Origin of the sequence: Pseudomonas stagnisoli (genome assembly GCF_048595745.1) — a bacterium.
Lineage (GTDB): Bacteria > Pseudomonadota > Gammaproteobacteria > Pseudomonadales > Pseudomonadaceae > Aquipseudomonas > Aquipseudomonas alcaligenes_A.
Genome location: NZ_CP184361.1, coordinates 652,636 through 677,630, shown reverse-complemented (window position 1 = coordinate 677,630; position 24,995 = coordinate 652,636). Strand labels below are relative to the sequence as shown.

Annotated in this window: 25 protein-coding genes; 6 read left to right on the top strand and 19 right to left on the bottom strand. The window is 66.0% G+C overall.

The genetic code is table 11. The annotated features are described in order from the left end of the window. Positions 1-85 precede the first annotated feature (85 nt). Positions 86-1,096 (top strand): DUF805 domain-containing protein, encoded by a 1,011-nt coding sequence (locus ACOAPY_RS03200; RefSeq protein WP_465155018.1) that lies wholly within the window; start codon positions 86-88, stop codon positions 1,094-1,096. A gap of 3 nt (positions 1,097-1,099) precedes the next feature. After that, positions 1,100-1,921, top strand: coding sequence for an SDR family NAD(P)-dependent oxidoreductase (locus ACOAPY_RS03195; RefSeq protein ID WP_465155017.1), 822 nt, complete (start codon positions 1,100-1,102; stop codon positions 1,919-1,921). On the opposite strand, the gene ACOAPY_RS03190 is transcribed toward ACOAPY_RS03195, so the two are convergent. After that, the gene (locus ACOAPY_RS03190) at positions 1,918-3,399 is read right to left on the bottom strand and encodes an AAA family ATPase (RefSeq protein WP_465155016.1); all 1,482 of its coding nucleotides are present in this window, start codon (positions 3,397-3,399) and stop codon (positions 1,918-1,920) included. The two genes, ACOAPY_RS03195 and ACOAPY_RS03190, sit on opposite strands and share 4 nt — an antisense overlap. Positions 3,400-3,470: 71 nt before the next feature. On the opposite strand from ACOAPY_RS03190, the gene ACOAPY_RS03185 reads away from it, so the two are divergent. Next, positions 3,471-3,809: a histidine triad nucleotide-binding protein gene (locus ACOAPY_RS03185; protein ID WP_076581029.1), complete on the top strand. Its 339-nt coding sequence runs from the start codon at positions 3,471-3,473 to the stop codon at positions 3,807-3,809. An 86-nt stretch (positions 3,810-3,895) separates the two neighbouring features. Then, positions 3,896-4,543: a 2-polyprenyl-3-methyl-6-methoxy-1,4-benzoquinone monooxygenase gene (gene coq7, locus ACOAPY_RS03180; RefSeq protein ID WP_076581031.1), complete on the top strand. Its 648-nt coding sequence runs from the start codon at positions 3,896-3,898 to the stop codon at positions 4,541-4,543. Between the two features lie 54 nt (positions 4,544-4,597). Here the strand turns inward: coq7 and speD are convergent, their stop codons facing one another. After that, entirely contained in the window at positions 4,598-5,392 is a 795-nt protein-coding gene (gene speD / locus ACOAPY_RS03175; protein WP_076427551.1) for an adenosylmethionine decarboxylase, read from the bottom strand. A gap of 211 nt (positions 5,393-5,603) precedes the next feature. Further along, the gene (locus ACOAPY_RS03170) at positions 5,604-6,026 is read right to left on the bottom strand and encodes an OsmC family protein (RefSeq protein WP_021702473.1); all 423 of its coding nucleotides are present in this window, start codon (positions 6,024-6,026) and stop codon (positions 5,604-5,606) included. 226 nt (positions 6,027-6,252) lie between these two features. Between ACOAPY_RS03170 and crp the strand changes: the two genes are divergently transcribed. Then, the gene (crp, locus tag ACOAPY_RS03165; protein WP_021702474.1) at positions 6,253-6,897 is read left to right on the top strand and encodes a cAMP-activated global transcriptional regulator CRP; all 645 of its coding nucleotides are present in this window, start codon (positions 6,253-6,255) and stop codon (positions 6,895-6,897) included. A 77-nt stretch (positions 6,898-6,974) separates the two neighbouring features. Here the strand turns inward: crp and trpC are convergent, their stop codons facing one another. From trpC to ACOAPY_RS03100, 13 genes are all read right to left on the bottom strand, one after another. Continuing rightward, positions 6,975-7,811 (bottom strand): indole-3-glycerol phosphate synthase TrpC, encoded by an 837-nt coding sequence (gene trpC, locus ACOAPY_RS03160; RefSeq protein WP_465155015.1) that lies wholly within the window; start codon positions 7,809-7,811, stop codon positions 6,975-6,977. After that, complete coding sequence (trpD, locus tag ACOAPY_RS03155) at positions 7,808-8,854, bottom strand: anthranilate phosphoribosyltransferase (RefSeq protein ID WP_465155014.1); 1,047 nt, start codon at positions 8,852-8,854, stop codon at positions 7,808-7,810. The genes trpC and trpD overlap by 4 nt, the downstream gene beginning before the upstream one ends. Further along, positions 8,854-9,447, bottom strand: a complete 594-nt coding sequence (locus tag ACOAPY_RS03150; protein WP_061905542.1) for an aminodeoxychorismate/anthranilate synthase component II — start codon at positions 9,445-9,447, stop codon at positions 8,854-8,856. Before ACOAPY_RS03150 ends, trpD begins: the two co-directional genes overlap by 1 nt. An 11-nt stretch (positions 9,448-9,458) precedes the next feature. Next, positions 9,459-10,937 carry an anthranilate synthase component I gene (trpE, locus tag ACOAPY_RS03145; protein ID WP_465155013.1) on the bottom strand — a complete coding sequence of 493 codons (1,479 nt, stop codon included), beginning with the start codon at positions 10,935-10,937 and terminating at the stop codon, positions 9,459-9,461. Between the two features lie 69 nt (positions 10,938-11,006). Further along, on the bottom strand, positions 11,007-11,780 hold the full coding sequence (locus ACOAPY_RS03140) for a phosphoglycolate phosphatase (protein ID WP_465156694.1): 774 nt from the start codon (positions 11,778-11,780) through the stop codon (positions 11,007-11,009). Between the two features lie 38 nt (positions 11,781-11,818). Further along, positions 11,819-12,493 carry a ribulose-phosphate 3-epimerase gene (gene rpe / locus ACOAPY_RS03135; RefSeq protein ID WP_465155012.1) on the bottom strand — a complete coding sequence of 225 codons (675 nt, stop codon included), beginning with the start codon at positions 12,491-12,493 and terminating at the stop codon, positions 11,819-11,821. Positions 12,494-12,607: 114 nt separating this feature from the next. Next, on the bottom strand, positions 12,608-13,435 hold the full coding sequence (locus ACOAPY_RS03130; RefSeq protein WP_465155011.1) for an ABC transporter permease: 828 nt from the start codon (positions 13,433-13,435) through the stop codon (positions 12,608-12,610). A 16-nt stretch (positions 13,436-13,451) separates the two neighbouring features. Next, the gene (locus ACOAPY_RS03125) at positions 13,452-14,699 is read right to left on the bottom strand and encodes an ABC transporter permease (RefSeq protein ID WP_076424158.1); all 1,248 of its coding nucleotides are present in this window, start codon (positions 14,697-14,699) and stop codon (positions 13,452-13,454) included. Positions 14,700-14,822: 123 nt separating this feature from the next. Next, entirely contained in the window at positions 14,823-15,863 is a 1,041-nt protein-coding gene (locus ACOAPY_RS03120; RefSeq protein WP_465155010.1) for an ABC transporter substrate-binding protein, read from the bottom strand. 43 nt (positions 15,864-15,906) lie between these two features. After that, positions 15,907-17,016, bottom strand: a complete 1,110-nt coding sequence (locus ACOAPY_RS03115) for an ABC transporter ATP-binding protein (protein WP_142136394.1) — start codon at positions 17,014-17,016, stop codon at positions 15,907-15,909. A 137-nt stretch (positions 17,017-17,153) separates the two neighbouring features. Next, complete coding sequence (locus ACOAPY_RS03110; RefSeq protein WP_465155009.1) at positions 17,154-18,179, bottom strand: ABC transporter substrate-binding protein; 1,026 nt, start codon at positions 18,177-18,179, stop codon at positions 17,154-17,156. 127 nt (positions 18,180-18,306) lie between these two features. Next, positions 18,307-18,936 (bottom strand): response regulator, encoded by a 630-nt coding sequence (locus ACOAPY_RS03105; protein WP_076582609.1) that lies wholly within the window; start codon positions 18,934-18,936, stop codon positions 18,307-18,309. Continuing rightward, positions 18,933-21,311: a PAS domain-containing sensor histidine kinase gene (locus ACOAPY_RS03100; protein ID WP_465155008.1), complete on the bottom strand. Its 2,379-nt coding sequence runs from the start codon at positions 21,309-21,311 to the stop codon at positions 18,933-18,935. The genes ACOAPY_RS03105 and ACOAPY_RS03100 overlap by 4 nt, the downstream gene beginning before the upstream one ends. Positions 21,312-21,409: 98 nt before the next feature. On the opposite strand from ACOAPY_RS03100, the gene ACOAPY_RS03095 reads away from it, so the two are divergent. After that, positions 21,410-22,396 carry an alpha/beta hydrolase family protein gene (locus ACOAPY_RS03095; protein WP_465155007.1) on the top strand — a complete coding sequence of 329 codons (987 nt, stop codon included), beginning with the start codon at positions 21,410-21,412 and terminating at the stop codon, positions 22,394-22,396. Positions 22,397-22,401: 5 nt separating this feature from the next. Here the strand turns inward: ACOAPY_RS03095 and ACOAPY_RS03090 are convergent, their stop codons facing one another. The 3 genes from ACOAPY_RS03090 to ACOAPY_RS03080 are packed head-to-tail and all read right to left on the bottom strand — an operon-like array spanning position 22,402 to position 24,870. After that, entirely contained in the window at positions 22,402-23,175 is a 774-nt protein-coding gene (locus ACOAPY_RS03090) for a TerB family tellurite resistance protein (protein ID WP_465155006.1), read from the bottom strand. A gap of 1 nt (position 23,176) precedes the next feature. After that, positions 23,177-23,848 (bottom strand): N-acetylmuramate alpha-1-phosphate uridylyltransferase MurU, encoded by a 672-nt coding sequence (gene murU, locus ACOAPY_RS03085; RefSeq protein ID WP_465155005.1) that lies wholly within the window; start codon positions 23,846-23,848, stop codon positions 23,177-23,179. Further along, the gene (locus ACOAPY_RS03080; protein WP_465155004.1) at positions 23,845-24,870 is read right to left on the bottom strand and encodes an aminoglycoside phosphotransferase family protein; all 1,026 of its coding nucleotides are present in this window, start codon (positions 24,868-24,870) and stop codon (positions 23,845-23,847) included. Before ACOAPY_RS03080 ends, murU begins: the two co-directional genes overlap by 4 nt. Between the last annotated feature and the right edge of the window lie 125 nt (positions 24,871-24,995).

The following is a 24,995-nucleotide window of genomic DNA, read 5'->3' as shown; positions in this document are numbered from 1 at the left end:
AGGAATTTGCACAGCCGTCGCTTGTCCGCCCTCGGCAAAGCCCCTAGGCTCTAGGCATTTTAATAACGCAGACAGGGATGCACGCATGACAGAAGCTCGCTACAAGATCGTCTTCGACGGCCAGCTGATGCCGGAGATGACGCTCGCAACGGTCAAGGACAACCTCGCTCGCCTGTTCAAGAGCGACCCGAGCAAGATCGACGCACTGTTCAGCGGCTCGCCGGTAGCGCTCAAGCGCGACCTCGCAGAGACCGAAGCGGACCGATACCTGGCTGCTCTGCAGCAGGCCGGGGCCCAGGCCCGCAAGGAGCAGGAAGCGGTCGCGCTGAGCCTGGTGGACAGCACACCGGAGCCGGCCAGCACCAGCAAGCCTGCGGTCCCCGCCTATGGCATGACCTGCCCCAAGTGTGGCCATCAGCAGGACAAGGCCGCCGAGTGCGCGGCATGCGGCATCATCATCGACAAGTACCTGGCGCGCCAGGCCCAGCTGGCCGAGAGCGCCCCGGCAGCGGCCGCGCTCGGCGCACAATCGCCCTACAGCCCACCGCGCGCTGAAGTCAGCAACGGCCTGCCGGAATATGGCGCGCTGAAGGTACTCACCGTGGATGGTCGCATCGGCCGTGTACGCTACCTGGGCTGGTCCATCGCGGTGATGCTGCTGGCCATGCTGGCCTATGGCATCTCGGCGGGCCTGATGCTGGTCTCGCCGATACTGGGCGGCATCCTGATGATCCCGCTGGTGATCGCCGCCGTGGTGGTCAGCGTGATGATCGGCGTACAGCGCCTGCACGATATCGGCTGGTCCGGCTGGCTGTGGCTGCTCAACCTGGTCCCCCTGGTCGGCAGCGTATTCGCTCTCCTGATGCTGGTCGTACCCGGCACCCAGGGCGCCAACCGCTACGGTGCACCACCGCCGCCAAACAGCCGTGGCGTGATCGTGCTGGCCTGGTGTGCGCTGCTGGTGCCCATCATTGGTATTGTCGCGGCTATCTCGATTCCGGCCTATCAGGACTATGTCGAGCGCGCCCAGGGTATGGAACAGGTGGCGCCCGCAGACGCCGCCGAGCCCTACGTGAGTCCGGACTTCGAGGAGTAAATCTTGAGCGGTTACGCCCTGATCACCGGAGCCTCCAGCGGCCTCGGCCTGGCCTTGGCCGAGGCGCTGGCCCGGCGCGGGCATAACCTGATTCTGGTGGCACGCCAGCGCGACGCCCTGGAAAGTATCGCCTGCGAGCTGAGCCAGCGCTTCGGCATCGAGGCGCTGCTGCGCATCTGTGACCTGACCGAACCCCTGCAGCTCACCGGGCTGATCCAGGAACTGGAACAGGGCGAGCGCCACATCGACTTGCTGGTGAACAATGCCGGCATCGGCAGCGCCGGGCTGTTCGTCGACCAGGACTGGGGACAGGAACAGGACCTGATCGAGCTCAACATGCTGGCTGTCGCCCGCCTCTGCCATGCCCTGGGCGCGGACATGAAGCGGCGCGGCGGCGGGCAGATCCTCAATGTCGCGTCAGTGGCGGCCTTCCAGCCCGGGCCGCTGATGAGCAATTACTTCGCCAGCAAGGCCTATGTGCTGCATCTGTCCGAAGCCCTGCGCTGCGAGCTGGCGCCCTTCGGCGTCAAGGTCTCGGTGCTGTGCCCGGGGCCGGTGGCCACCGCCTTCTTCCGCCGCGCCGGTCTCTACAGCGGCGGGCTGGAGCGGCACCAGCAACTGGCCAGCCCCGAGCAGGTTGCCCTGGCTGCCATGCGCGGTCTGGAAAAGAATCGCGCCATCATCATCCCCGGATGGCGCAACCGCCTGCTGCCCCAGTTGCTGCGCCTGACCCCGCGCGCGTTGGTCCGCCGCATCGCCATGCGCATGGTGCGCCCGCTGCTGCCGCGAACGCCGGACGGCGAGCAGGCCCGCACGCTCGACTAGCCGGCGTTCACCGTGCGGCCATCCGCCCAGGCGCGCAGGGCAGCCAGATCCTCCGCCATCACCACCGACAGCGGCGCCGTGCCCTGGATAGTGCTCAACAGCAACGCCTGATCCACGGTCTGCTGGCGGGCTTGCGCGGCATAGAGGGCGCTGACCACCACCTGCTCGATCTCAGCCCCGGAGAAACCGTCACAGGCCGTCGCCAGCGCAGCCAGGTCGAACTGCTCGGGGTCCATCTCGCGGCGCCGCAGGTGGATGGCGAAGATCTCCGCGCGCACCGCCGCATCCGGCAGGTCAACGAAGAACAGCTCGTCGAAGCGGCCCTTGCGCACCAGTTCCGGCGGCAGACGGTGAATGGCGTTGGCGGTGGCCACCATGAACACCGGCGCCTTGCGCTCGGCCATCCAGGTCAGCAGGGAGCCCAGTACGCGCTGGCTCACGCCGTCGTCGTTATCGGCAGTGGCCAGGCCCTTCTCCAGTTCGTCCATCCACAGCACGCAGGGAGCCATCTGCTCGGCCAGCTTCAGCGCCTCGCGCAGGTTGCGCTCGGTCTCGCCGAAGAACTTGTTGTACAGGCTGGCGAAGTCCAGGCGCAGCAGAGGCAGACCCCAGAGCCCGGCCACGGCCTTGGCCGCCAGGCTCTTGCCGCCGCCCTGCACGCCGACCAGCAGCATGCCCTTGGGCATGTCTTCGCCCTTGCCGTTGAGGAAGATGTCCTGACGCTCGCCGAGCCAGCGCTTGAGGTTGGCCAGGCCGCCGACTTCGGCAAAGCGCGCGGTGTCGTGCTCGAAACTGAGCACGCCTTCCAGGTCAAGCAGCTGGAACTTGGCCTTGTTCAACTCCGGCAGATCTTCCTGGGTGATGGCGCCATCGTCGCAGATCAGGTTGCGCGCCAGCGCCCGCGCCTCCGCATGGCTCATGCCGCGCAGGTTCTTCACCACCTGCTGCAGGGTGCGGTTGTCGGTACGCACCCGCGCGCCGCGGTTGCGCTCGCTCCAGCGCGTAGCCTCCTCGCGCACGATCGCCAGCAGCTCCTCCTCGGTCGGCAGCGCCAGGCTGAAGCGTGCGGCGTAGCGCTGCACTTCGGCCGGCAGCTTGACCGCATGCGACACCAGCACCAGGGTCGGCTTGTGCGGCGCCTCGTTCATGGCGATTTCCTTGAGCAGGCGTACCAGCTTGGGGTCATCGACCAGGAACGGATGCAGGTCGCACATCACGTAGAGGTTGGGCGTCGGATCGGCCTTGATCAGGCGCAGCGCCTGCTCCGGTTCGCGGCTGTCCTGCTCGCCCACCGGCTCGCCGCCGAAGGCCAGGCGCTGCAGGCCTTCGGTGACCGCCCAGGTGCAGATGCCCAGGCCACGCTTGATCGCCAGCGAGGTGAGGGTTTCCAGCACCCGCGGTTCATCCCAGGACTCGATCACCACCAGCTTGACGCGCGACTCCAGCACCAGCCCGAGATCGTGGATATCGTTCTTCAACACGCACTCCTTGTGCAGCCTGCCAACACGATTAAACTCGCAGAATACCCAAAGTCATCGAGGGAAAGCGCATGGACTGCCTGTTCTGTCGCATCGTCGCCGGCGAAATACCGGCCCGCACGCTGTACGAGGACGACCAGGTGCTGGCCTTCCATGACATCGGCCCACAGGCGCCGGTGCACTTTCTGGTAATCCCCAAGCGCCACATCCCCCGCCTCGACCAGCTCACCGAGGGTGACCGGGCCCTGGCCGGACACATCCTCTACACCGCCCAGCGCCTGGCCATGCAGGAGGGATGCGCGGAGGGATTCCGCGTGGTGATGAACTGCAACGACCTGGGCGGGCAGACCGTGCATCACATCCACATGCACGTGCTCGGCCAGCGCCAGCTGCACTGGCCGCCGGGCTGAGCGGCGCACTGCGGCCTCTTGTCACCGGTCATTTTTCTGTCCGGTCCTTCAGGTAAACTGACCGCATGCTTTCCGTGGAGTTGGCCATGAGCAACGAACGCCAGTTTTCCCCCCTCGACCGCCTGCTGATCCAGGCTGATGCTGCCATGCGCACGCTGCTGCCTTTCAGTGGCGCCCCGGCGCGCCCCTCACCCGCGATCCTGCAGAACGAGGCAGAGCTGAGCGACGACGAAGCCCGTCATGTGGCCGGCCTGATGCGCATCAACCACACCGGCGAAGTCTGCGCCCAGGCGCTGTATCAGGGCCAGGCGCTGACCGCCAAGCTGCCGCAGGTACGCAAGGCCATGGAGCATGCCGCTGACGAAGAGATCGACCATCTGGCCTGGTGCGAGCAGCGTATCCGTGAGCTGGGCAGCCATCCGAGCGTGCTCAACCCGCTGTTCTACGGCCTATCCTTCGGTGTCGGCGCGGTGGCCGGGCTGATCGGCGACCGTGTCAGCCTGGGCTTCGTCGCCGCCACCGAGGATCAGGTGGTCAAGCACCTGGACGAACACCTGGAGCAGATCCCGGCGGACGACGCCAAGACCCGCGCCATTCTCGAGCAGATGCGCGAGGACGAAGAGCAGCACGCCACCAGCGCCCTGGATGCCGGCGGGCTGCGCTTCCCGGCGCCGGTGAAGCTGGGCATGAGCCTGCTGTCGAAAGTGATGACCACGAGCACCTACCGCATTTAACGCAGTAGCCACGAAAAAGGGCGCCAATCGGCGCCCTTTTTCATTGCAGGAGGATCAACGCGGCATGTTGCGTGCGTAAAAGATCTCCAGCATCTCGTGACGCACGCGCTCTTCCACCTGCTTGCGCTGTTCGGCGGTGAGGTTGCGAGTGGCGTCGCCGAACAGATAGTTGTCCAGCTCGAACTGCTTGAGCAGCATCTTGGTGTGGAACAGGTTCTCCTGATACACGTTGACGTCCATCATCTGATAGGCGTCGAGGGTGTCGTCGGAGAGGTAGTTCTGGATCGAGTTGATCTCGTGGTCGATGAAGTGCTTCTTGCCCTCCACATCGCGGGTGAAGCCACGCACCCGGTAGTCGACGGTGACGATGTCCGAGTCGAACTGGTGGATCAGGTAGTTGAGCGCCTTCAGCGGCGAGATCACGCCACAGGTCGACACGTCGATGTCCACGCGGAAAGTCGCAATGCCCTCGACCGGATGAATCTCCGGGTAGGTGTGCACGGTGATGTGACTCTTGTCCAGGTGCGCCAGGATGGTCTCCGGCAGCGGCCCCGGGGACTCCTCGATCTGGCTGGCGGTGGGTTCCACCGGCTGCTCGGAGATCAGGATGGTCACGCTGGCGCCTTGCGGGTCGTAGTCCTGACGGGCGATGTTCAGGATATTGGCGCCGATGATGTCGACAACATCGGTGAGGATCTGCGTCAGGCGCTCGGCGTCGTACTCTTCATCGATGTACTGGACGTAGGCCTGCTGGTCTTCCGGCGTTTCCGCGTAGCAGATGTCGTAGATGTTGAAGCTCAAGGTCTTCGTCAGGTTGTTGAACCCGTGGAGCTTGAGTTTGCTTTTCACCGTTTGGAACTCTCTATGTGGATGCGGCCCTGCCGCGTGATCGAGCATGCCCGTCAGCTGGGAACAACTCAGCTGCGTAGGACGGTTAACACCTCTTCGCGATGGCGATTGTGGTTTGGGGTTGCGGGCGGGGGCCCGCGAAAAGGCGCGCATTATGCAGAGCCGGGACCGGCTCCGCCAGAGCATGCGCGCGGGGAATGACGAACGTGGGTCAGCCCAGTTCGACGATTTCGTAGTCGTGGGTGATCTCGACGCCGGCACGGCCGAGCATGATCGAGGCCGAGCAGTACTTCTCCGCCGACAGCTCGACGGCGCGCTTGACCTGGGGCTCCTTGAGGCCACGCCCCTTGACCACGAAGTGCAGGTGGATCTTGGTGAACACCTTGGGATCTTCGTCAGCACGTTCGGCCTCGAGGAAGGCTTCGCAGCTCTCCACCGGCTGGCGCGCCTTCTTGAGGATGCTGACCACGTCGAAGTTGCTGCAGCCGCCCAGGCCGATCAGCACCATTTCCATCGGGCGCACGCCGAGGTTGCGACCACCAGCCTCGGGCGGGCCGTCCATCACCACCACATGACCGCTGCCGGATTCGCCGAGGAACATGGCCTCGCCGGCCCATTGAATGCGCGCTTTCATTGCCAGGACTCCACTGCCCGAAAAAGGCGAGTAGCTTATCACAGCGCGCTGTAGCGCCCGTTCCCGGCCAATGGGCCGCACTGCGTGCCGACTGCGTCGCAATTTGGCATTGCCGCCCCCCCTCTGTCTGTTAAGCTGACTCCGGATAACTGGCACACTTGTTCGGATAACTAATAAGAAATTCGCCTGCTGGACAAAGGCTTACTCTAATTTTCGGGACTCGGGCATGGTCGCTATTACCCTTACACCAAAGATCAAGAACATCGACAAACTGCTCGCGCATTGTCACCGCCGCCGCTACACGGCCAAAAGCACCATCATCTATGCAGGGGATCGTTGCGAAACCCTGTTCTTCATCATCAAAGGCTCGGTCACCATCCTCATCGAGGACGACGACGGCCGCGAGATGATCATCGCCTACCTCAACGCCGGCGACTTCTTCGGCGAGATGGGGCTGTTCGAGAAGGAAGGCACCGAGAAGGAGCGCAGTGCCTGGGTCCGCGCCAAGACCGAGTGCGAGGTGGCGGAACTGAGCTACGCCAAGTTCCGTGAGCTCACCCAACAGGACCCGGAGATTCTCTACGCCCTGGGCAGCCAGATGGCCGATCGCCTGCGCAATACCACGCGCAAAGTGGGTGACCTGGCCTTCCTCGACGTCACCGGACGCGTGGCCCGTACCCTGCTGGACCTGTGCAAGCAACCGGACGCCATGACCCACCCGGATGGCATGCAGATCAAGATCACCCGTCAGGAAATCGGCCGTATCGTCGGCTGCTCCCGGGAAATGGTCGGACGCGTGCTCAAGTCCCTGGAGGAACAGGGCCTGGTGCACGTCAAAGGCAAGACCATGGTGGTGTTCGGCACCCGCTGATCGGGCTGCTACGCGTAGGCGAATCCGATGAATGAAAAAGCCCGCCAATTGGCGGGCTTTTTCATGCCTGCAGCGGATCAGTCCGGATCGGCGCCTAGCACCACTCGCTTGCCATCCGGGAAGAACAGGCGCTTCAGCTCCTCACCCGGATCTTCGGCGCGCATGAAGGCCTCGCCAACCAGGAAGGAATAGACCCGGTTGATCTCCATCAGCTCCACATCGGCGCGGGTGAGGATGCCGCTCTCGGTGATCACCAGACGATCACTGGGGATACGCGGCAACAGATCCAGGGTTGTTTCCAGGCTGACCTCGAAGGTGTGCAGGTTGCGGTTGTTGATACCCACCAGCGGCGTGTCCAGGGTATTCAGGGCACGCTCCAGCTCGGCGCCGTCGTGCACTTCCACCAGCACATCGAGGCCGACATCCTTGGCCGTGGCAGCCAGTTCGGCCATGCGCACGTCGTCCAGCGCCGAGACGATCAGCAGCACGCAGTCGGCGCCCAGAGCACGCGCTTCGACGATCTGATACGGGTCGATCATGAAGTCCTTGCGAATCACCGGCAGGCTGCAGGCCGCGCGGGCCTGCTGCAGGTATGCGTCGGCACCCTGGAAGAAGTCGATGTCGGTCAGTACCGACAGGCAGGCCGCACCGCCAGCCTCGTAGCTCCTGGCGATCTCGGCAGGCACGAAGTCCTCGCGCAGCACGCCCTTGCTCGGCGAAGCCTTCTTCACCTCGGCGATCACCGCCGCCTGTTTGCGTGCCACCCGCTCCTGCAGGGCGCGGGCGAAACCGCGCACAGGGTCGGCGGCGCGGGCTGCGGCCTCGACTTCGGCGAAGCTGACGCGGGCACGCCGCTCGGCGACTTCCTCGGCCTTGCGGGCGAGGATCTTCTCCAGCACGGTTGGAATGCTCATCCTTCGTTCTCCACGCGGAACACGGCGGTAAAGGACACCAGTTCGTCCAGCTTCTCCCAGGTCAGGCCGGTGTGCAGGGCATCCTGCGCCAGCTGCACACCTTCCTTGAGGCTGGTGGCGATGTCGGCGGCATACAGGGCCGCGCCGGCGTTGAGCACGATCATGTCGGCGGCCTTCTGGCCGTTGTCGGTCTTGCGCTTGCCCAGCGCATCGCGGATCAGCGCCAGCGAGTCCTGCGCGCCCTCCACGGTCAGGCCGATCAGGGTCTGGCTGCGGATGCCGAAGTCTTCCGGCTGGATGCGGTACTCGCTGATCACACCGTCCTTGAGCTCGGCGACATGGGTCGGTGCGGCCAGACTGATCTCGTCCAGGCCGTCCTGCGCATGCACCACCAGCACGTGCTGGCTGCCGAGGCGCTGCAGCACCTCGGCCATCGGCCGGCACAGGGCCTGGCTGAACACGCCGATCACCTGGTGCTTGACCCCGGCCGGATTGGTCATCGGGCCGAGCATGTTGAACACGGTGCGCAGGCCCAGCTCGCGGCGCGGGCCGATGGCATGCTTCATGGCACCGTGATGAGCCGGGGCGAACATGAAGCCGACGCCAACGCTCTCGACGCAACGCGCCACCTGCTCGGGCTTGAGGCTCAGGTACACACCCGCAGCCTCCAGCAGGTCGGCGCTGCCGCTCTTGCCAGAGACCGCGCGGTTGCCATGCTTGGCCACCTGACCGCCGGCTGCGGCGACCACGAAGGCAGCGGCAGTGGAGACGTTGAACACGTTCATGCCATCGCCACCGGTGCCGCAGGTGTCGACCAGACGCTCGGCGTCGATGCTCACCGGCGAAGCCAGCTCGCGCATCACGGTGGCGGCCCCGACGATCTCGTCGATGGTCTCGCTCTTCATGCGCATGCCCATGAGGAAGGCGCCGATCTGCGCGTCAGTGCACTGGCCGGTCATGATCAGGCGCATTACGTCCTGCATCTCGGCGGTGGTCAGATCGAGGTTGTTGACCACCCGGTTGAGGGCTTCCTTGATGTCCATCAGCGCACTCCACCTTGCTGTTTGAGGAAGTTGGCGAACAGTTCGTGGCCCTGCTCGGTGAGGATGGATTCCGGGTGGAACTGCACGCCCTCGATGTTCAGGGTCTTGTGGCGCAGGCCCATGATCTCGTCCACCGAGCCATCGGCATGCTGGGTCCAGGCCGTCATCTCCAGGCACTCCGGCAGCGTCTCGCGCTTGACCACAAGGGAATGGTAGCGGGTCACGGTCAGCGGCTTGTTGAGGCCGGCGAACACGCCCTTGTCCTCGTGGAACACCGGGCTGGTCTTGCCGTGCATCACCTGGCGCGCGCGCACCACATCGCCGCCGAAGGCCTGGCCGATGCTCTGGTGGCCCAGGCACACGCCGAGGATCGGCAGCTTGCCGGCGAAGTGCAGGATGGCCTCAATGGACACGCCCGCCTCGGTCGGCGTGCACGGGCCGGGCGAGACCACGATGCGCTCGGGCTTCAGCGCCTCGATCTCGGCGACCGTCAGTTCATCGTTGCGGATCACGTGGACATCGGCACCCAGCTCGCCCAGGTACTGCACCACGTTGTAGGTAAAGGAGTCGTAGTTGTCGATCATCAGCAGCATGGTGGGGCCCCTTACTCTACGGACTGTTCGGCGAGGCTGACCGCGCGGAACATGGCGCGGCGCTTGTTCAGGGTTTCTTCCCATTCCAGGGCCGGCTGCGAGTCGGCGACGATGCCGGCGCCGGCCTGTACATGCAGTTCACCGTCCTTGATCACCGCAGTACGGATGGCAATGGCGGTATCCATGTTGCCGTTCCACGCCAGGTAGCCCACGGCGCCGCCGTAGACGCCACGCTTGACCGGCTCCAGCTCGTCGATGATCTCCATCGCGCGCACCTTGGGCGCACCGGACAGGGTACCGGCCGGCAGGATGGCGCGCAGGGCGTCCATGGCCGACAGGCCCTCCTTCAGATGGCCGGTGACGTTGGAGACGATGTGCATGACGTTGGAATAGCGCTCGATCACCATCTGCTCGGTGACCTTCACCGTGCCGGTGGCGGAGACGCGGCCGACGTCGTTGCGGCCCAGGTCGATCAGCATCAGGTGCTCGGCGATCTCCTTGGCGTCGGACAGCAGGTCCTTCTCCAGTTCAATATCGACCTCCTCGGTGGCGCCACGCGGGCGAGTGCCGGCGATCGGGCGCACGGTAACCAGGTTGTCCTCGACCCGCACCAGCACTTCCGGCGAGCTGCCCACCACATGGAAGTCGCCGAAGTTGAAGAAGTACATGTAGGGCGTCGGGTTGATGCAGCGCAGCGCACGGTACAGGTCGATCGGCGCAGCCTGGAACGGAATCGACATGCGCTGGGAAATCACCACCTGCATGCAGTCGCCGGCCAGGATGTACTCCTTGATGGCGCCGACGGCGGCCTCGTAGTCGTCACGCTTGAAGCTGGAGACGAAGTCCGGCTCCTTGCCGGCCGGCTTGCTCAGGTCCACGCCCAGGCGCGGGGTGATCGGCTGGCGCAGCTTGTTCAGCAGCTCGCGCAGCTGCGCCTGGCCCTGCTCATAAGCATCGACCTGGGTCGGGTCGGCGAGGACGATGGCGTGCATCTTGCCCGCCAGGTTGTCGAACACGACGACCGCATCCGAGACCATCAGCAGGATGTCCGGGGTGCCCAGCGGATCGGGGTTCGGGCACTGCGCCAGCTTCTTCTCCACGTAGCGCACGCTGTCGTAGCCGAAGTAGCCGACCAGGCCACCGTTGAAGCGCGGCAGACCGGGGATGGTGGGGACGTTGTAGCGCGCCTTGAACTGCTCGACGAAGGCCAGCGGGTCTTCGCTGTCGAGTTGCTCGACCACCTGGCCATCGACGCTCACCGTTACCTGGTGACCATGCACGCGCAGCACGGTGCGCGCCGGCAGGCCGATGATCGAGTAGCGACCCCACTTCTCGCCGCCCTGCACGGACTCCAGCAGGTAGGAGTTGGGGGTGTCAGCCAGCTTGAGGTAGATCGACAGCGGAGTGTCGAAATCGGCCAGCGTCTCGAACGCCAGCGGAATGCGGTTATAGCCTTCGTCGGCTAAACGCAGGAATTCATCGCGGTTCATGAAAACAGCCTCGTGGGGAGGGAAAACGGGAGTCGGGCAAACGCGCCGGAACCAGCCGGCCAGGAGAAATCAGGCGCGCCAGCGCCAACGGGCCAGGGCCTTGATGACTTTCATCCACTGTTTGCTGGCAACTACCACGATGCTGTCTCGATGAGGCGGGGTGTCAGGGGTGTCCGGCGACATTAGCGCAGCGTCATCGACCGCGCAACCGGGCAGCAGTTGGCGCAGGTCGTCGAGTACCCGCGTCGGCCCCTCTTCCGCGATCGGCCGGCCATGGTTGTAGCCGTAGCTCAGCGCCACGCAGGGCACGCTGGCGGCACGGGCGGCCAGCACGTCGTTGCGCGAATCACCGATGAACAGCGCCTGCTGCGCCTCGACGCCGGCCAGGCGCATGACGAACAGCAGCGCGGCCGGGTCTGGCTTCTGCTGCGGCAGGGTGTCACCGCCGATGATCCAGCGGAAATAGCGGCCCAGTTTCATCTCGTCCAGCAGCGGGGCGACAAAACGCTCCGGCTTGTTGGTGATCAGCGCCAGCTCCACACCCTGCTGCTTGAGCCACTTGAGGGTGGTGCGCACGCCAGGGTAGACCGAACTCAGCGCGTGGCTGTCGGCATAGGCCTCGTTGAACAGCTCCAGCGCCTGCTGGGTCTCGGCCTCGCCGACGGCAGCATGCTCGATATCGCCGGCCAGGGCCCGCCGCACCAGCACGCGGGCGCCGTTGCCGACCCAGTCGCGCACCCGCTCGACACCGGCGGCCGGGCGACCGAGCTGGAGCAGCATACGGTCAACGGCGGCGGCCAGGTCCGGCACCGAGTCCACCAGGGTGCCATCCAGGTCGAACATCACCAGGCGCGGCAGACGCCCCTCGAACAGCTCGAAGATCACGCGCGCACCTGGGCCAGCTCGGCGCGCATGGCGTCGATCACCGTCTTGTAGTCCGGCTGGTTGAAGATGGCCGAGCCGGCAACGAAGGTGTCGGCGCCCGCGGCGGCGATCTCACGAATGTTCTGCACGTTGACCCCGCCGTCGATCTCCAGACGGATGTCGTAGCCTGAGGCGTCGATCAGCGCGCGGGCCTCGCGCAGCTTGTCGAGGGTGCCGGGGATGAACTTCTGCCCGCCGAAGCCGGGGTTGACGCTCATCAGCAGGATCATGTCGACCTTGTCCATCACGTACTTCAGGCATTCCAGTGAAGTCGCCGGGTTGAATACCAGGCCGGACTTGGCGCCGCCGTCGCGGATCAGCTGCAGGGAGCGGTCGATGTGCTGGGTAGCCTCCGGGTGGAAGGTCACGTAGGTGGCACCGGCCTCGATGAAGTCGCCGATGATGCGGTCGACCGGCGAGACCATCAGGTGCGCGTCGATCGGCGCGGTGATGCCGTACTTGCGTAGCGCCGAGCAGACCATCGGGCCGATGGTCAGGTTGGGCACGTAGTGGTTGTCCATCACGTCGAAGTGGACGATGTCGGCGCCGGCGGCGAGGACGTTCTCGACTTCCTCGCCCAGGCGGGCAAAATCGGCAGAGAGGATCGACGGAGCGATGGCGAAGGGTTGCATGGCGGCCTCGGGGCTAGATCACGGTGGGCGCGATTGTAGCCTGAGACGGTCGCGAAGGCTTTTGTCACAAGTCAGTGAACGCCTGCGACTTTCGCCGCAGGCGTTGCTGCCAAGTCACTCGGGGATTGAGGTGCGCATCTTCTCGCTACGTCCGCGCAGCCATTCCAGGGTCAGCAGCATGATGATCGAGAAGGCGATCAGCAGCGTCGCGGCGGCAGCGATGGTCGGCGACAGGTTCTCGCGGATACCGCTGAACATCTGCCGCGGCAGGGTGGCCTGCTCGGGGCCGGCAAGGAACAGCGTCACCACCACTTCGTCGAACGAGGTGGCGAAGGCGAACAGCGCGCCGGAGATCACCCCGGGAGCAATCAGCGGCAGGGTCACGCGGCGGAACGCGGTCAGCGGCGAGGCGCCCATGCTGGCAGCGGCACGTACCAGGTTGTAGTTGAAACCCTGCAGCGTCGCGGACACGGTGATGATCACAAAGGGCACGCCGAGCACCGCGTGCACCAGGATCAGCGAGGTGTAGCTGTTGCCCAGGCCCATCGGCGCGAAGAACAGGTAGCTGGCCACACCGACGATCACCACCGGGGCAACCATCGGCGAGATCAGCAGGCTCATCACCAGCGCCTTGCCGCGGAATTCGCCACGGGTCAGACCGATCGCCGCCAGGGTCCCGAACACCATCGCCAGCACGGTGGCGGCCGGCGCTACGATCAGGCTGTTCTTCAGCGAGCGCATCCACTCGGCGGAGGTGAAGAAGTCTTCGTACCAGCGCAGCGAGAAACCCTGCAGCGGGTAGACCAGGAAGCTGCCGGAGTTGAAGGAGAGCGGGATGATCACCAGCACCGGCAGGATCAGGAACAGCAGCACCAGCGCGCACAGGCCACGATGGATCCAGAACCAGGCGCGCTCGACGGGGGATTTGTAGGGGCTCAGCATCTCGATGTTCTCCTGATCAGCCCAGACGCAGGCGGCTCGCGCCAACCAGCCAGCTGTACACCACGTAGAGCAGCATGGTCGCCAGCAGCAACAGGCCGCCCAGCGCCGTGGCCATGCCCCAGTTAATGGTGCTGTTGGTATAGAAGGCGACGAAGTAGCTGATCATCTGGTCGCCCGGGCTGCCCAGCAGCGCCGGGGTGATGTAGTAACCGATGGACAGGATGAACACCAGCAGGCAGCCGGCACCGACGCCCGCCAGGGTCTGCGGGAAGTACACCCGCCAGAAGCTGGCGAACGGGTGGCAACCGAGCGAGATGGCGGCACGCATGTAGGAAGGCGAAATACCCTTCATCACGCTGAAAATCGGCAGGATCATGAACGGCAGCATGATGTGCACCATGGCCACGTACACGCCGGTGCGGTTGAACACCAGCTGCAGCGGCTGGTCGATCACGCCCATGGCGATCAACGCGCTGTTGATCAGGCCGCCGGACTGCAGCAGCACGATCCAGGCCGCCACGCGCACCAGGATCGAGGTCCAGAACGGCAGCAACACCAGGATCATCAGCAGGTTGCTGGTGCGGGTAGGCAGGTTGGCCAGCAGGTAGGCCAACGGGTAGGCCAGCACCAGGCAGATGGCGGTGATCACCAGCCCCATCCAGAAGGTGCGGGCGAAGATATCCAGGTAGATGGCCTGGTCCGGGGTGGCAGATGCCAGCTCGCCGAGATCGTCGATGCGGTGATCGAGCGACGCCAGCAGGAAATAGGAGGTGACGCCACTGTCGTTGCGGCGGATCACCTGCCAGTAGGCCGGGTCGCCCCAGCGCTCGTCGAGGTTCTCCAGCGCATCTTTAAACGAGGCAGGCTCCTGCTTGAACGGCAGGGCACGACCGGTCTTGGCCAGCAGGCTGCGGTAGCCAGCCAGCTCCATGTTCAGACGCTTGGACAGATCGCCAATGGTCTGATTCTTGCGCGCGTCAGCCAGGTCCAGGGCCAGGGCGCGGTACACCGGCTCATCCGGCAGACCACGGCCATCCCAGGTGGAAATGGCTTCGACGGTGCGCGGCAGGCTGCCGACCACCTCGGGGTTTTCCACGCTCTTGTACAGCAGCACGCCGATCGGCAGGAGGAATACCGCGAAGAGAAACACCAGCAGCGGCAGGATCAGACCCTGGGCCTTGAGCCGGTTGATGCGCTCGGCGCGGGCCAGCTTCTGCTTCAGCGTCAGACCGGCGAATTCGGTGAGGGAAACGGTAGTGGCCATCGCAGGCTCCAGAGACACCGGGACAAAGCGCCCTCGCCCAACGGCGGGCGAGGGTTCGGAGGGACGGGGGAGCGTCCCTCCAACCAACTCCCCTTCACCAGGAAGGGGCACTGCACGGGATGCTTACTTCGCCGCCCAGGCGTTGAAGCGCTGCTCCAGCTGCTCGCCGAAGTCGGCCCAGAAGGTCACGTTCATGGCCACCTGGTTGGCGATGTTTTCCGGCGTGGTCGGCATGTCCTTGAGCAGCGCCGGGTCGAGCAGCTCGACGGCCTTCTTGTTGGCCGGGCCGTAGGCGATGTTCGAGGAGTAGACCTTCTGCTGCTCGGGCTGCACGCTGAAGGCGGCGAAGGCCTTGGCGGCGTCGGCATCCTTGGCGCCTTTCGGAATGGCCCAGGAGTCGAAGTCGTAGATGCCGCCGTTCCACACCACCTTGAGGTTGCTCTCCTTCTGTACCGCGGCGATGCGGCCGTTGTACGCGGAGCTCATGACCACGTCACCGGAGGCGAGGAACTGGGGCGGCTGGGCGCCGGCTTCCCACCACTGGATGTGCGGCTTGATCTCGTCGAGTTTCTTGAACGCGCGGTCCTGGCCTTCCTGGGTGGCGAGCACGGTGTAGACGTCCTTCGGCGCCACGCCGTCAGCCATCAGGGCGAACTCCAGGGTGTACTTGGCGCCTTTGCGCAGGCCACGCTTGCCCGGGAACTTGGCGACGTCCCAGAAATCGGCCCAGCTGGCCGGTGCGGCGGACAGCTTGTCGGCGTTGTAGGCGAGCACCGTGGACCAGACGAAGAAGCCCACGCCGCAAGGCTGGATGGCGCCTTCGATGAAGTCGTCGGGGTTGCCGAACAGGGCCGGGTCGAGCTCCTCGAACAGGCCCTCGTCGCAACCACGGGTCAGCTCGGGCGACTCTACTTCGACCAGGTGCCAGGACACGCTGTTGGTGTCGACCATGGCTTTGACCTTGGCCATCTCGCCGTTGTACTCACCGGCGATGATCTTGCCTTTGCCGGCCGCTTCCCACGGCTCGTAGAAGGCCTTGGTCTGGGCGTCCTTGTTGGCGCCACCGAAGGAAATCACCGTCAGGTCGGCGGCCATTGCCTGGGCCGCGCCGAGCAGGCCGAGGGCCAGCGCGCTGTGGCGGAAGATGCTGCGGAAATTGCTCATTGTTGTTTTCTCCACTGTGCAGGGTTGGTAATGCCTGGCGCCGTCACTCGACGATCAGAGGGTCTAGCGCCCTTACGTGCTCCACGTGCCAGCCGAGCGGCACCACGTCGCCCACGCCCAGGGCGGGGTCGAGCTCGGCGATCGGCTGCTTGACGAAGAAATTGGGATTGCCGCAGACCTCCATGCGGATGCGCACGTGGTCGCCCAGGTAGATGAACTCGGCCACCCGGCCGCTGAAACGGTTGGCGCAGCTCTCGCTGGCACCATTGATGCGCACCCGCTCGGGACGGATCGACAGGCTCACCGGCTCGCCCGGCGCACCGACCTTCACCGCCAGCGCCTCGACCTGTTCGCCACGGGCGGTGCGCACGGTGCAACGCTCGCCATCACGGCTGACCAGCTCGCCGGCCAGGCGGTTGTTCTCGCCGATGAAGTGGGCGACGAAGGTGTTGCAGGGCGCCTCGTAGAGGTCGCGCGGCGGGGCGATCTGCTGGATCTCGCCCTGATGGAACACCGCCACGCGGTCGGACATGGTCAGCGCCTCGCCCTGGTCGTGGGTCACGTAGACCACGGTCACGCCCAGGCGCTGGTGGATGTGCTTGATCTCCATCTGCATGTGCTCGCGCAGCTGCTTGTCGAGCGCGCCGAGCGGCTCGTCCATCAGCACCAGCTGCGGCTCGAACACCAGGGCGCGGGCCAGCGCCACGCGCTGTTGCTGGCCGCCGGAGAGCTGCGCCGGGTAGCGGTTGCGGAAGTTGTCGAGCTGCACCATGGACAGCGCGCGCTTGACCCGCTCGGTGATGTCGGTCTTGTTCATGCCGCGCACGGTGAGCGGGAAGGCCAGGTTCTCGGCCACCGTCATGTGCGGGAACAGTGCGTAGTTCTGGAACACCATGCCGATGTCGCGCTTGTGCGGCGGCACGTTGTTGATCGCACGCCCGGCCAGGAGGATCTCGCCGGCAGTGGGCGTCTCGAAACCGGCCAGCATCATCAGGCTGGTGGTCTTGCCGGAGCCGGACGGACCGAGCAGGGTGAGAAACTCGCCCTTGCGGATGTCCAGATTGAGGTCTTTGACGATCAGGCTTTCGCCGTCGTAGCTCTTCTGCACGCCCTTGAAACTGACGAGCACATCGCTGGAAGCATTCTCGGCCATCACACACCTTTGTTCTTGTTGCCGTGCGCTAAGACTAGAAAGCCCTGCAGCCGGCGCAAATCGGGCGGTATGAGAGATTGCTATAAGGCTTGCGGAGGAGGCGCTGTAGGGATCGCCCTACAACGCCCGAGGCGTTGTCAGCGCTTAGCCCATTGGGCGAAGCGCTCTTCCAGGGCGGCGCCGTTGGCAGCCCAGAAGGCGGCATCCATGCCCAGCCCACCTGCCAGGTTGGCCGGTGCGGTAGGCAGGTTGGCGCTGACCTTGGGGTCCAGCGCGGCAATGGCCTGGCGGTTCACCGGGCCGTAGGCGATCTTCTCAGCAAAACTGCGCTGGGGCTCCGGCTGACTGGCGAAGGCGACGAAGCGGCGCGCCTGCTCGGCCTTGCTGATGCCCTTGGGCAGCGCCCAGTAATCGAAGTCGTAGATGCCGCCATTCCAGCTCAGGGCCAGCTGCGGCTGTTCGGCCTGGGCCGCGGCGACCCGGCCGTTGTAGGCCGAACTCATCACCACGCGACCGTCACCGAGCAGGCGGATCGGCTCCACGCCGGTCTTCCACCAGTGCAGCTGCGGCTTGAGCTGGTCGAGCTTGCGGAAGGCGCGATCCTGGCCCTCGGCGCTGGCCAGCACGCGGTACACGTCCTTGGCCGGCACGCCGTCGGCCATCAGGGCGAATTCCAGGTTGTACTTGGCGCCCCAGCGCAGGCCGCGCTTGCCGGGGAAGCGCTGGGTATCCCAGAAATCGGCCCAGCCCTGCGGCGCCCCCTTCAGCGTGCTGCCGTTATACGCCAGCACCGTGGACCAGACGAAGATGCCGACGCCGCAAGGCTGCACGGCGCCGGGCAGGTAGTCGGCGGCATCACCGAGCAGGCTGGCATCGAGCTGTTCGAACAGGCCTTCCTCGCAGCCGCGCGCCAGCTCCGGCGCCTCCACCTCGACCACGTCCCACGACACATGGCTCATCTGCACCATCTTGCGCAGCTTGGCCAGATCGCCGTTATAGGAGCCGTGCACCACGCTGGTCCCGGTGGCCTGCTTGAAGGGTTCGTAGAAGGCGGCGCGCTGCGCCTCCTTGTTCGCCCCGCCGAAGGAAATCACCGTCACGTAGTCGGCGTGGGCCGGCAGCGCAGCCGCCAGCAGACTGCCTGCAAGGTACTTCTTGTACATCTTGTCCCCCGTTGCATGGATGCCCTGTGAGCGGGCGAAAGGCGCGCGCCAGAGCGGCCGCCGCGAAAGCTGACCAATCAGCCACGAAGCGACCGCAATGTAAAGGGGTGCAAATGAGGTGCTTGTCTCAGATCAACTTGTGCTCGACCGCGTACTTCACCAGATCGGCCACCGAGTGCAGGTTGAGCTTCTGCATCAGGCGCGCCTTGTGGGTGCTGACGGTCTTGCTGCTGACCGACAGGTGCTGGGCGATCTCGTTGACCCCCTCGCCGCGCACCAGGCGCTCGAACACCGAGAACTCACGCTCGGAGAGCAGCGAATGCGGCGGCCGCGAATCGGTCAGGCCCACCTCGAAGACCATGCGGTCGGCCAGCTCGGGGTCGATGTAGCGCCCGCCCGCGGCGACCTTGCGGATGGCGGTGAGCAGCAGGGCCGGGTCGCTGTCCTTGGTCGCGTAGCCGGCCGCGCCGATCTTCAGGGCGCGGGCGGCCATCTGCGCTTCGTCATGCATGGACAGCACCAGCACCGCCGGCGGATGAGTCAGCGCACGGATGCGCGGAATGGCTTCCAGACCATTGACGCCGGGCATGGAGATATCCAGCAGAACCACTTCGCAGGGCGTGTGGCGCAGGGTTTCCAGCAGTTGTTCGCCATTGCTGGCCTCGCCGGCCACCTGCAGATCCTTGGCCAGGCCGATCAGCTGCTTGATGCCCTCGCGGACGATGGTGTGGTCCTCGGCCACCAGTACTCGAATCACGCTACCACCTCTTCATCCAGAGCTACCCGCACCACCAGCGTGGTGCCCTCGCCCGGCGCGCTGGCCAGCGCCAGGCGGCCACCGAGCATCAGCACGCGCTCGCGCATGCCGACCAGGCCGAAGGATTGTGCGCGCTGCGCCTGCGGATCGAAACCCCGACCATCGTCACTGACGCGCAGGCACAGCTCGCCCCCCTGCGCCTCCAGGGCGATCTCCACCGTGTGCGCCTGGGCATGCCGCAGCACGTTGGTGAGCGCCTCCTGCAGCACACGGAACAGGCCGATGGCCTTGGCATCGGACAGCTGCGGCAGCTGCTCCGGCACCTGCACCAGGCAGGGAATACCGCTGCGCGCCTCGAAACGCCGCGCCTGCCATTCGATGGCCGAGCCGATACCGGCATCGAGGATCGGCGGGCGCAGGGCGGTGGCCACGTCGCGTACCAGTTGAAAGAGGTTGGCGATCAGCTTCTTCATGCTGTCCAGGCGCGCCTGCAGGCCAGGATCGAGACCGGCGTAGGCCAGCTCGCACATGGAGGTCTCCAGCTTGAGCACGGTCAGCACCTGACCCAGCTCGTCATGCACCTCGCGGGCGATGCGTGCCTTTTCCTCCTCGCGCACGCTCTCCAGGTGCGCCGACAGCTCGCGCAGCTGGGCCCGCGACTCGGCCAGCTCCAGCTCGATCGTCTTGTTGTCGCTGATGTCCCACACCACCCCGTCCCACACCACATGCTCGGCGCTCAGCTGGCGGGCGCTGGCCTTGATGTCGGCCCAGCGCACGCGACCGTCGCGGGTGAGGATGCGGCCCTGCCACTGCCAGTCGCTGGCCGCTTCGATGGCGGCATCCTGAGTGGCGTGATAGGCGGCGCGGTCGTCCGGATGAACCAGACTGCGTATGCCGAAGTCAGTCGCCATGATGGTCGCCGGCGGATAACCAACCAACTGTTCGCTGCCCTCGCTGATGAAAGCGAAATCCACCAGCGCCCCCGGACGCGGGCGTTCGAGGCGGAACACCAGGCCCGGCACGTTGCCGGCGATACCCTTGAGGCGCGCTTCGCTCTCCTCCAGGGCGGCCCGGGCACGGCGGCGCTCGGTGACATCGGTGAGGTAGACCACCAGGTACTCGGCCTCGCGAAAGCGCAGGAAGCCCAGAGTGACATCGGCCGGCATCGTGCTGCCGTCGGCGCGCCGGCAGCTGCTCTCGAAACTCAGCGCGCCCTCCTCATGCTGGCGTACGCGCTTCCACAGATTCAGCCAGCGGTCCATGCCGAGGGTCGGCTCGAACTCCTGCAGGGCCCGGTCGACCATGGCCTGCGGGGTGTAGCCGAGCATCTCGGCGACCGCCTGGTTGGCATAGCGCACGCGGCTGTCCCAGTTGACCCAGAGAATGCCCACCGTGCTGTGATCGAGAGAGAACTGCGCCAGGCGCAGGGCCTCCTCGGCCACCTCACGCTGGGCCAGGGTCTGCCGCGCTTCCAGCAGGCGCTTCTCCAGCCGCCCACGCTGGCGCCGCAGCACGCTGAGCAGGAGGATGCAGACCGCCAGCAGCAAGCCGAGCAGGATGCTCAGGCTGCGCCAGAACAGGGGTGATTCGCCGAGGCCCGGCTTCTTCGCCGTCAGCCAGCGCTGCTGCAGCTGCTCCAGCTGTTCGGCCGGCAATTGGCGCAAGCCGGCATCGAGGATGGCGCCCAGCTGCGGCCAGTCGGGCCGGGTACCGAAGCGCAGCAACTGCGGCAGGCCGACGTCGGCAATGATCGCCAGACGCGAGTAATCGCTCTCCTGGCTCAGCCGGCTGAGCTGCGCCTGGTCCACCACCGCGTAGCGCGCCCGCTGTTCGACCACCGCCTGCAAAGCCTGGCGGGCCGAGGGCTGGGGTTGCAGGTGCAGGTTGAAGTAGTTGCTGCGCAGATAGTCGGCCACCGCGCTGGGCACGCGTACAGCGATAGGTTCGCGCTCGCCCAGGCGCTCCAGCTCGACGCTGACCTCGCCGAGGCGCTCCCCCACCAGCAGGTGCGGAATGCGCAGGTAGGGGTCGCTGTAACGCCACAGGCGCAGGCCCGCAGGCGTTTGCACCTGCCCGGGAGCAAAGTCGATGCGCCCGTCACGCAGGGCCTGCTCCAGCGCGGCCTGGGTCTCGAAGCTGCGCCAGCTGAGCGTGATGCCGAGCGACGCGGCCAGGGTCTCGGTCAGCTCCACATTGAGCCCGCCCAGTTGCTGTTGGCGCCGCTGATACTCGGCATAGGGCGCCTGCAGCACTACCCCGGCGCGCAGCCGCGGATGCTCGGCCAGCCAGGCATGCTGGGCCGCATCCAGCTCGACTGCCTGCCCCAGCAGCGGACACAGGAGCAACAGCCAACAGACCACACGTATCCTGCGCACGACGCCCACCCACCTCATCAAGCCCGCCCCTACCTTACCTGACAAACCGCGAGTAAGCGCTTAGGCTGCAGGAATCATCCCCCAAGTGAAGTGTTGAGATGCGCCGTCCAGTCCTGCCGACACTCCTGGCCCTGAGCCTGACTCTCGCCCTGCCCCTGCATGCCGAGGAAACCACTCCCACGGAACCACCGGCCGAGCCCGCCGCCAGCGAGGCCCCAGCGCCAGCGGAAGTGCCGCGGGCACCCCTGGAGGAGCGCAGCCAGGACAGCGCCGAAGCACTCGAGCGCCAGCTGCCGAAGGGTGAGCAACAGATGCTACAGGCCGGCGACGAGTCATTCCTGGCACTGTGGAAACCGGCCAATGCGCCCGAAACCAAAGGCATGGTGCTGTTGATTCCGGGCGCCGACGAAAGTGCCGACTGGCCGAAAACGATCAAACCGCTGCGCCTCAAGCTGCCAGATATTGGCTGGAGCACGCTGAGCCTGAGCCTGCCGGACAGCAAGGATGCGCCGCTGCCGGAGGCGGTGCTGCCGCGCACGCCCGAGCCGGTGACCGTCGATACCGCCAGCCAGCCTGCCGAAGGCGCCGAGCAGGCCCCCAGCGAGACCACTGACGCCACTGCGCCAGCAGAGGCAGCCCCCACGCCGCCGCCCGCGCCAGCCCCTGTCGATCCGGCCGAGCGCATTTTTGCCCGCATCCAGGCCGGCATCGCCTTCGCCGAACAGCAGGACGCCAAGAACATCGTGCTGCTCGGCCATGGCGCGGGGGCCTACTGGGCGGCACTCTATCTCAAGGAGCGCAAGCCCGAGGCCATCAAGCAGCTAGTGGTCGTGGCAGCGCAACTGCCCGCCGGGCAGACTCCGCCCCTGGAGGAGCTGATCCCCGGCCTCAAGCTGGCCACCGGCGACTTCTTCTACAAGGATCAGGCCGCCGACCGCGGCAGCGCCGTGCGGCGCAAGCAGGCCAGCAAACGTCTGGCCCACGACGGCTACACGCAGATCGCCCTCAAGGCACTGCCGGGCAACCAGGAGGCGGAACAGGAACAGCTGTTCCGCCGCATCCGCGGCTGGCTGGAGAAGCAGTAGCCGAACTAACGGAAACCGTGACGCTGGCGCACCAGCTCGTAGGCGACCTGCAGCTCGCGGGTCTTGTCGGTGGCGGCGCGCAGTTGGGCCGGGGTCGCGCCGGAGCCGGCCAGCTTGTCCGGGTGATGACGGCTGATCAGGCGCCGGTAGGCGCGCTTGATCACCGCCGGCTCGCTGTCTGCCTGCACACCGAGCAGGCGCAGCGCCGCCTGGTAATCGCTGGTTTTTACCTCGGGCACCTTGCGCGCCGGCTCGTACTCGCCGGCCAAGGCCGCCAGCGCCTCGCGCCGCCAGCCGAGCCAGATGCCCCACTGGCGGATCAGGCGGGCTTCAGCCTCACTCACCCGGCCATCGGCCCAGGCCATGCGCCAGCAGGTACGCAGCAACGCCTCGCTACGCTCGGGGCGATGATGCAGAGCCCGCAGCGGCGCGCGCAGCTCACGGTCCTCGAGTTGCTTGCCACGATTGAAGGCCTGCATGGCACGGCGCCGCGCGGGCTCGTCCAGGCCAAGGCGCTGCATCTCGTTGCGCGCGGCCTGGATATGGCTGTCGAGCACCCGCCCGTCACTCTTGGCCAGGCGACCGATCAGCATGAACAGCAGGTCCTCGTCATCCAGCGCCGCCGGCTTGCGCCCGAGCAGTTCGCGCAGGTGGTCGAGCGACTGCAGGCGCATGCGCCGATCCAGCACCTGCCCCAGCAAGCCGCCCAGCAGCGCGCCGGGGATGCTGGCCAACGCCAGCCCCGCGGCTGCACCGAGCAGGGTCGCCGGCCACAGCATCTCAGGCCCCCGCCATCAGCAATTGCTCGACTTCCGCCAGGCGCTCGTGGGTGCCGACATCGACCCAGCGCCCGATATGGTGCTCGCCACTCACCTGGCCGTCGGCCATGGCCGCGCGCAGCAGCGGCGCCAGCTTGAAGGCACCCGGCTGACAACCGGCGAACAGCCGCGGATGCAGCACGGCGATGCCGCTGTAGGTGAGCGCAGGCTCACCGGCGACGGCATCGCTGACCCGCCCCAGGTGCAGGCGGAAATCGCCGGCCTGGTGATGAGCCGGGTTGCTGACCAGCACCAGATGCGCCAGGCCCTCGCGCGGGCGGCGCAGGTTGGCGAAGTCGTAGTCAGTCCAGATATCGCCGTTGACCACCAGGAAGGGCTCCTCGCCCAGCAGCGGCAGCGCCTTGAAGATGCCCCCGCCGGTCTCCAGCGGCTCACCCTCGGCCGAGTAGGCGATGCGCAGGCCGAAGCGGCTACCGTCGCCCAGGTAATCCTCGATCTGCTGACCGAGCCAGGCATGGTTGACCACCAGCTCGGTGAAACCGGCGGCGGCCAGGGCGCGCACATGAAACTCGATCAGCGGCGTGCCGGCGGCCCGCACCAGCGGCTTGGGCGTATGCAGGGTCAGGGGGCGCAGGCGCTCACCCTTGCCCGCCGCCAGAATCATCGCCTTCATGCCGATTGAGCCTCACGTTGCGGCAGGCTGGCCAGCAGCTCGCCGAGCACGGCCAGCTCCGGCCGGCGCGCCAGCACCGTTTCTATATAAGCAAAGAAGCGCGGCACATCGGCCAGGTACTTCGGCTTGCCGTCGCGATGGCAGATGCGCGCGAAGATGCCGATCACCTTGAGGTGGCGCTGCACGCCCATCAGGTCGCTCATGCGCTGAAAATCGGCTAACTCGGCCGGCATCGCCAGGCCCGCCTCACGCGCCAGCTGCCAATAGCGCTGCAGCCAGACCTGCACGCGCGCTTCCGGCCAGCTGAGGAAGGCATCCTTGAACAGGCTGGTGACGTCGTAGCTGATGGGGCCGTGCACGGCGTCCTGGAAGTCGAGGATGCCCGGATTGGGCTCACTCAGCATCAGGTTGCGTGGCATGTAGTCGCGATGCACGAACACCCGCGGCTGGGCCTGGGCGCTATCGACCAACAGGTCGCAGACCCGTTGCCACTGGTCGCGCTGCACCTCGTTCAACTCGACGCCGAGATGACGCTGCAGGTACCAGTCGGGGAACAGCTGCAGCTCGCGGCGCAGCAGGGCATCGTCGTAGGGCGGCAGCGCCTCTGCACCTGGCATGCGCTGGAACCTCACCAGCGCCTGCAGAGCCTGCTCGAAAAGAGCATCGGCGTTGTCGGCATTCAGCACTTCCAGCCAGGTCTGCCGGCCCAGGTCGTCCAGCACCAGGAAGCCCCGCTCAAGGTCCTGAGCCAGGATGCGCGGCACATGCACACCGCTGTCTGCCAGCAACGCGGCGATGCGCACGAAGGGGCGGCAGTCTTCCTGGGGCGGCGGCGCATCCATCAGGATCAGGCTGCGGCCCTCGGCCTGCCAGCGGAAATAGCGACGGAAACTGGCGTCGCTACTGGCCGGCGTGAGGCTCGCCTGGGGCACCGCGCCCCAGCCTTCGCGCTCGAAAAGGGCGGGCAAACACTGTTCCAGCCAGCTCTGCAGGAGCTGGAGGCGTACATCTTGATCAGGCATTACAGGGGTCTCCGACGGCGCTAGCCGTTGCGCGGGTCATGCTTTATTATCCAGCATCTTTTTCAGCCCATCGAGAGGCGTGCGGCCCCCGCGGGTCGAAGGCGCGCAGGAAGCCCGGAAAAACA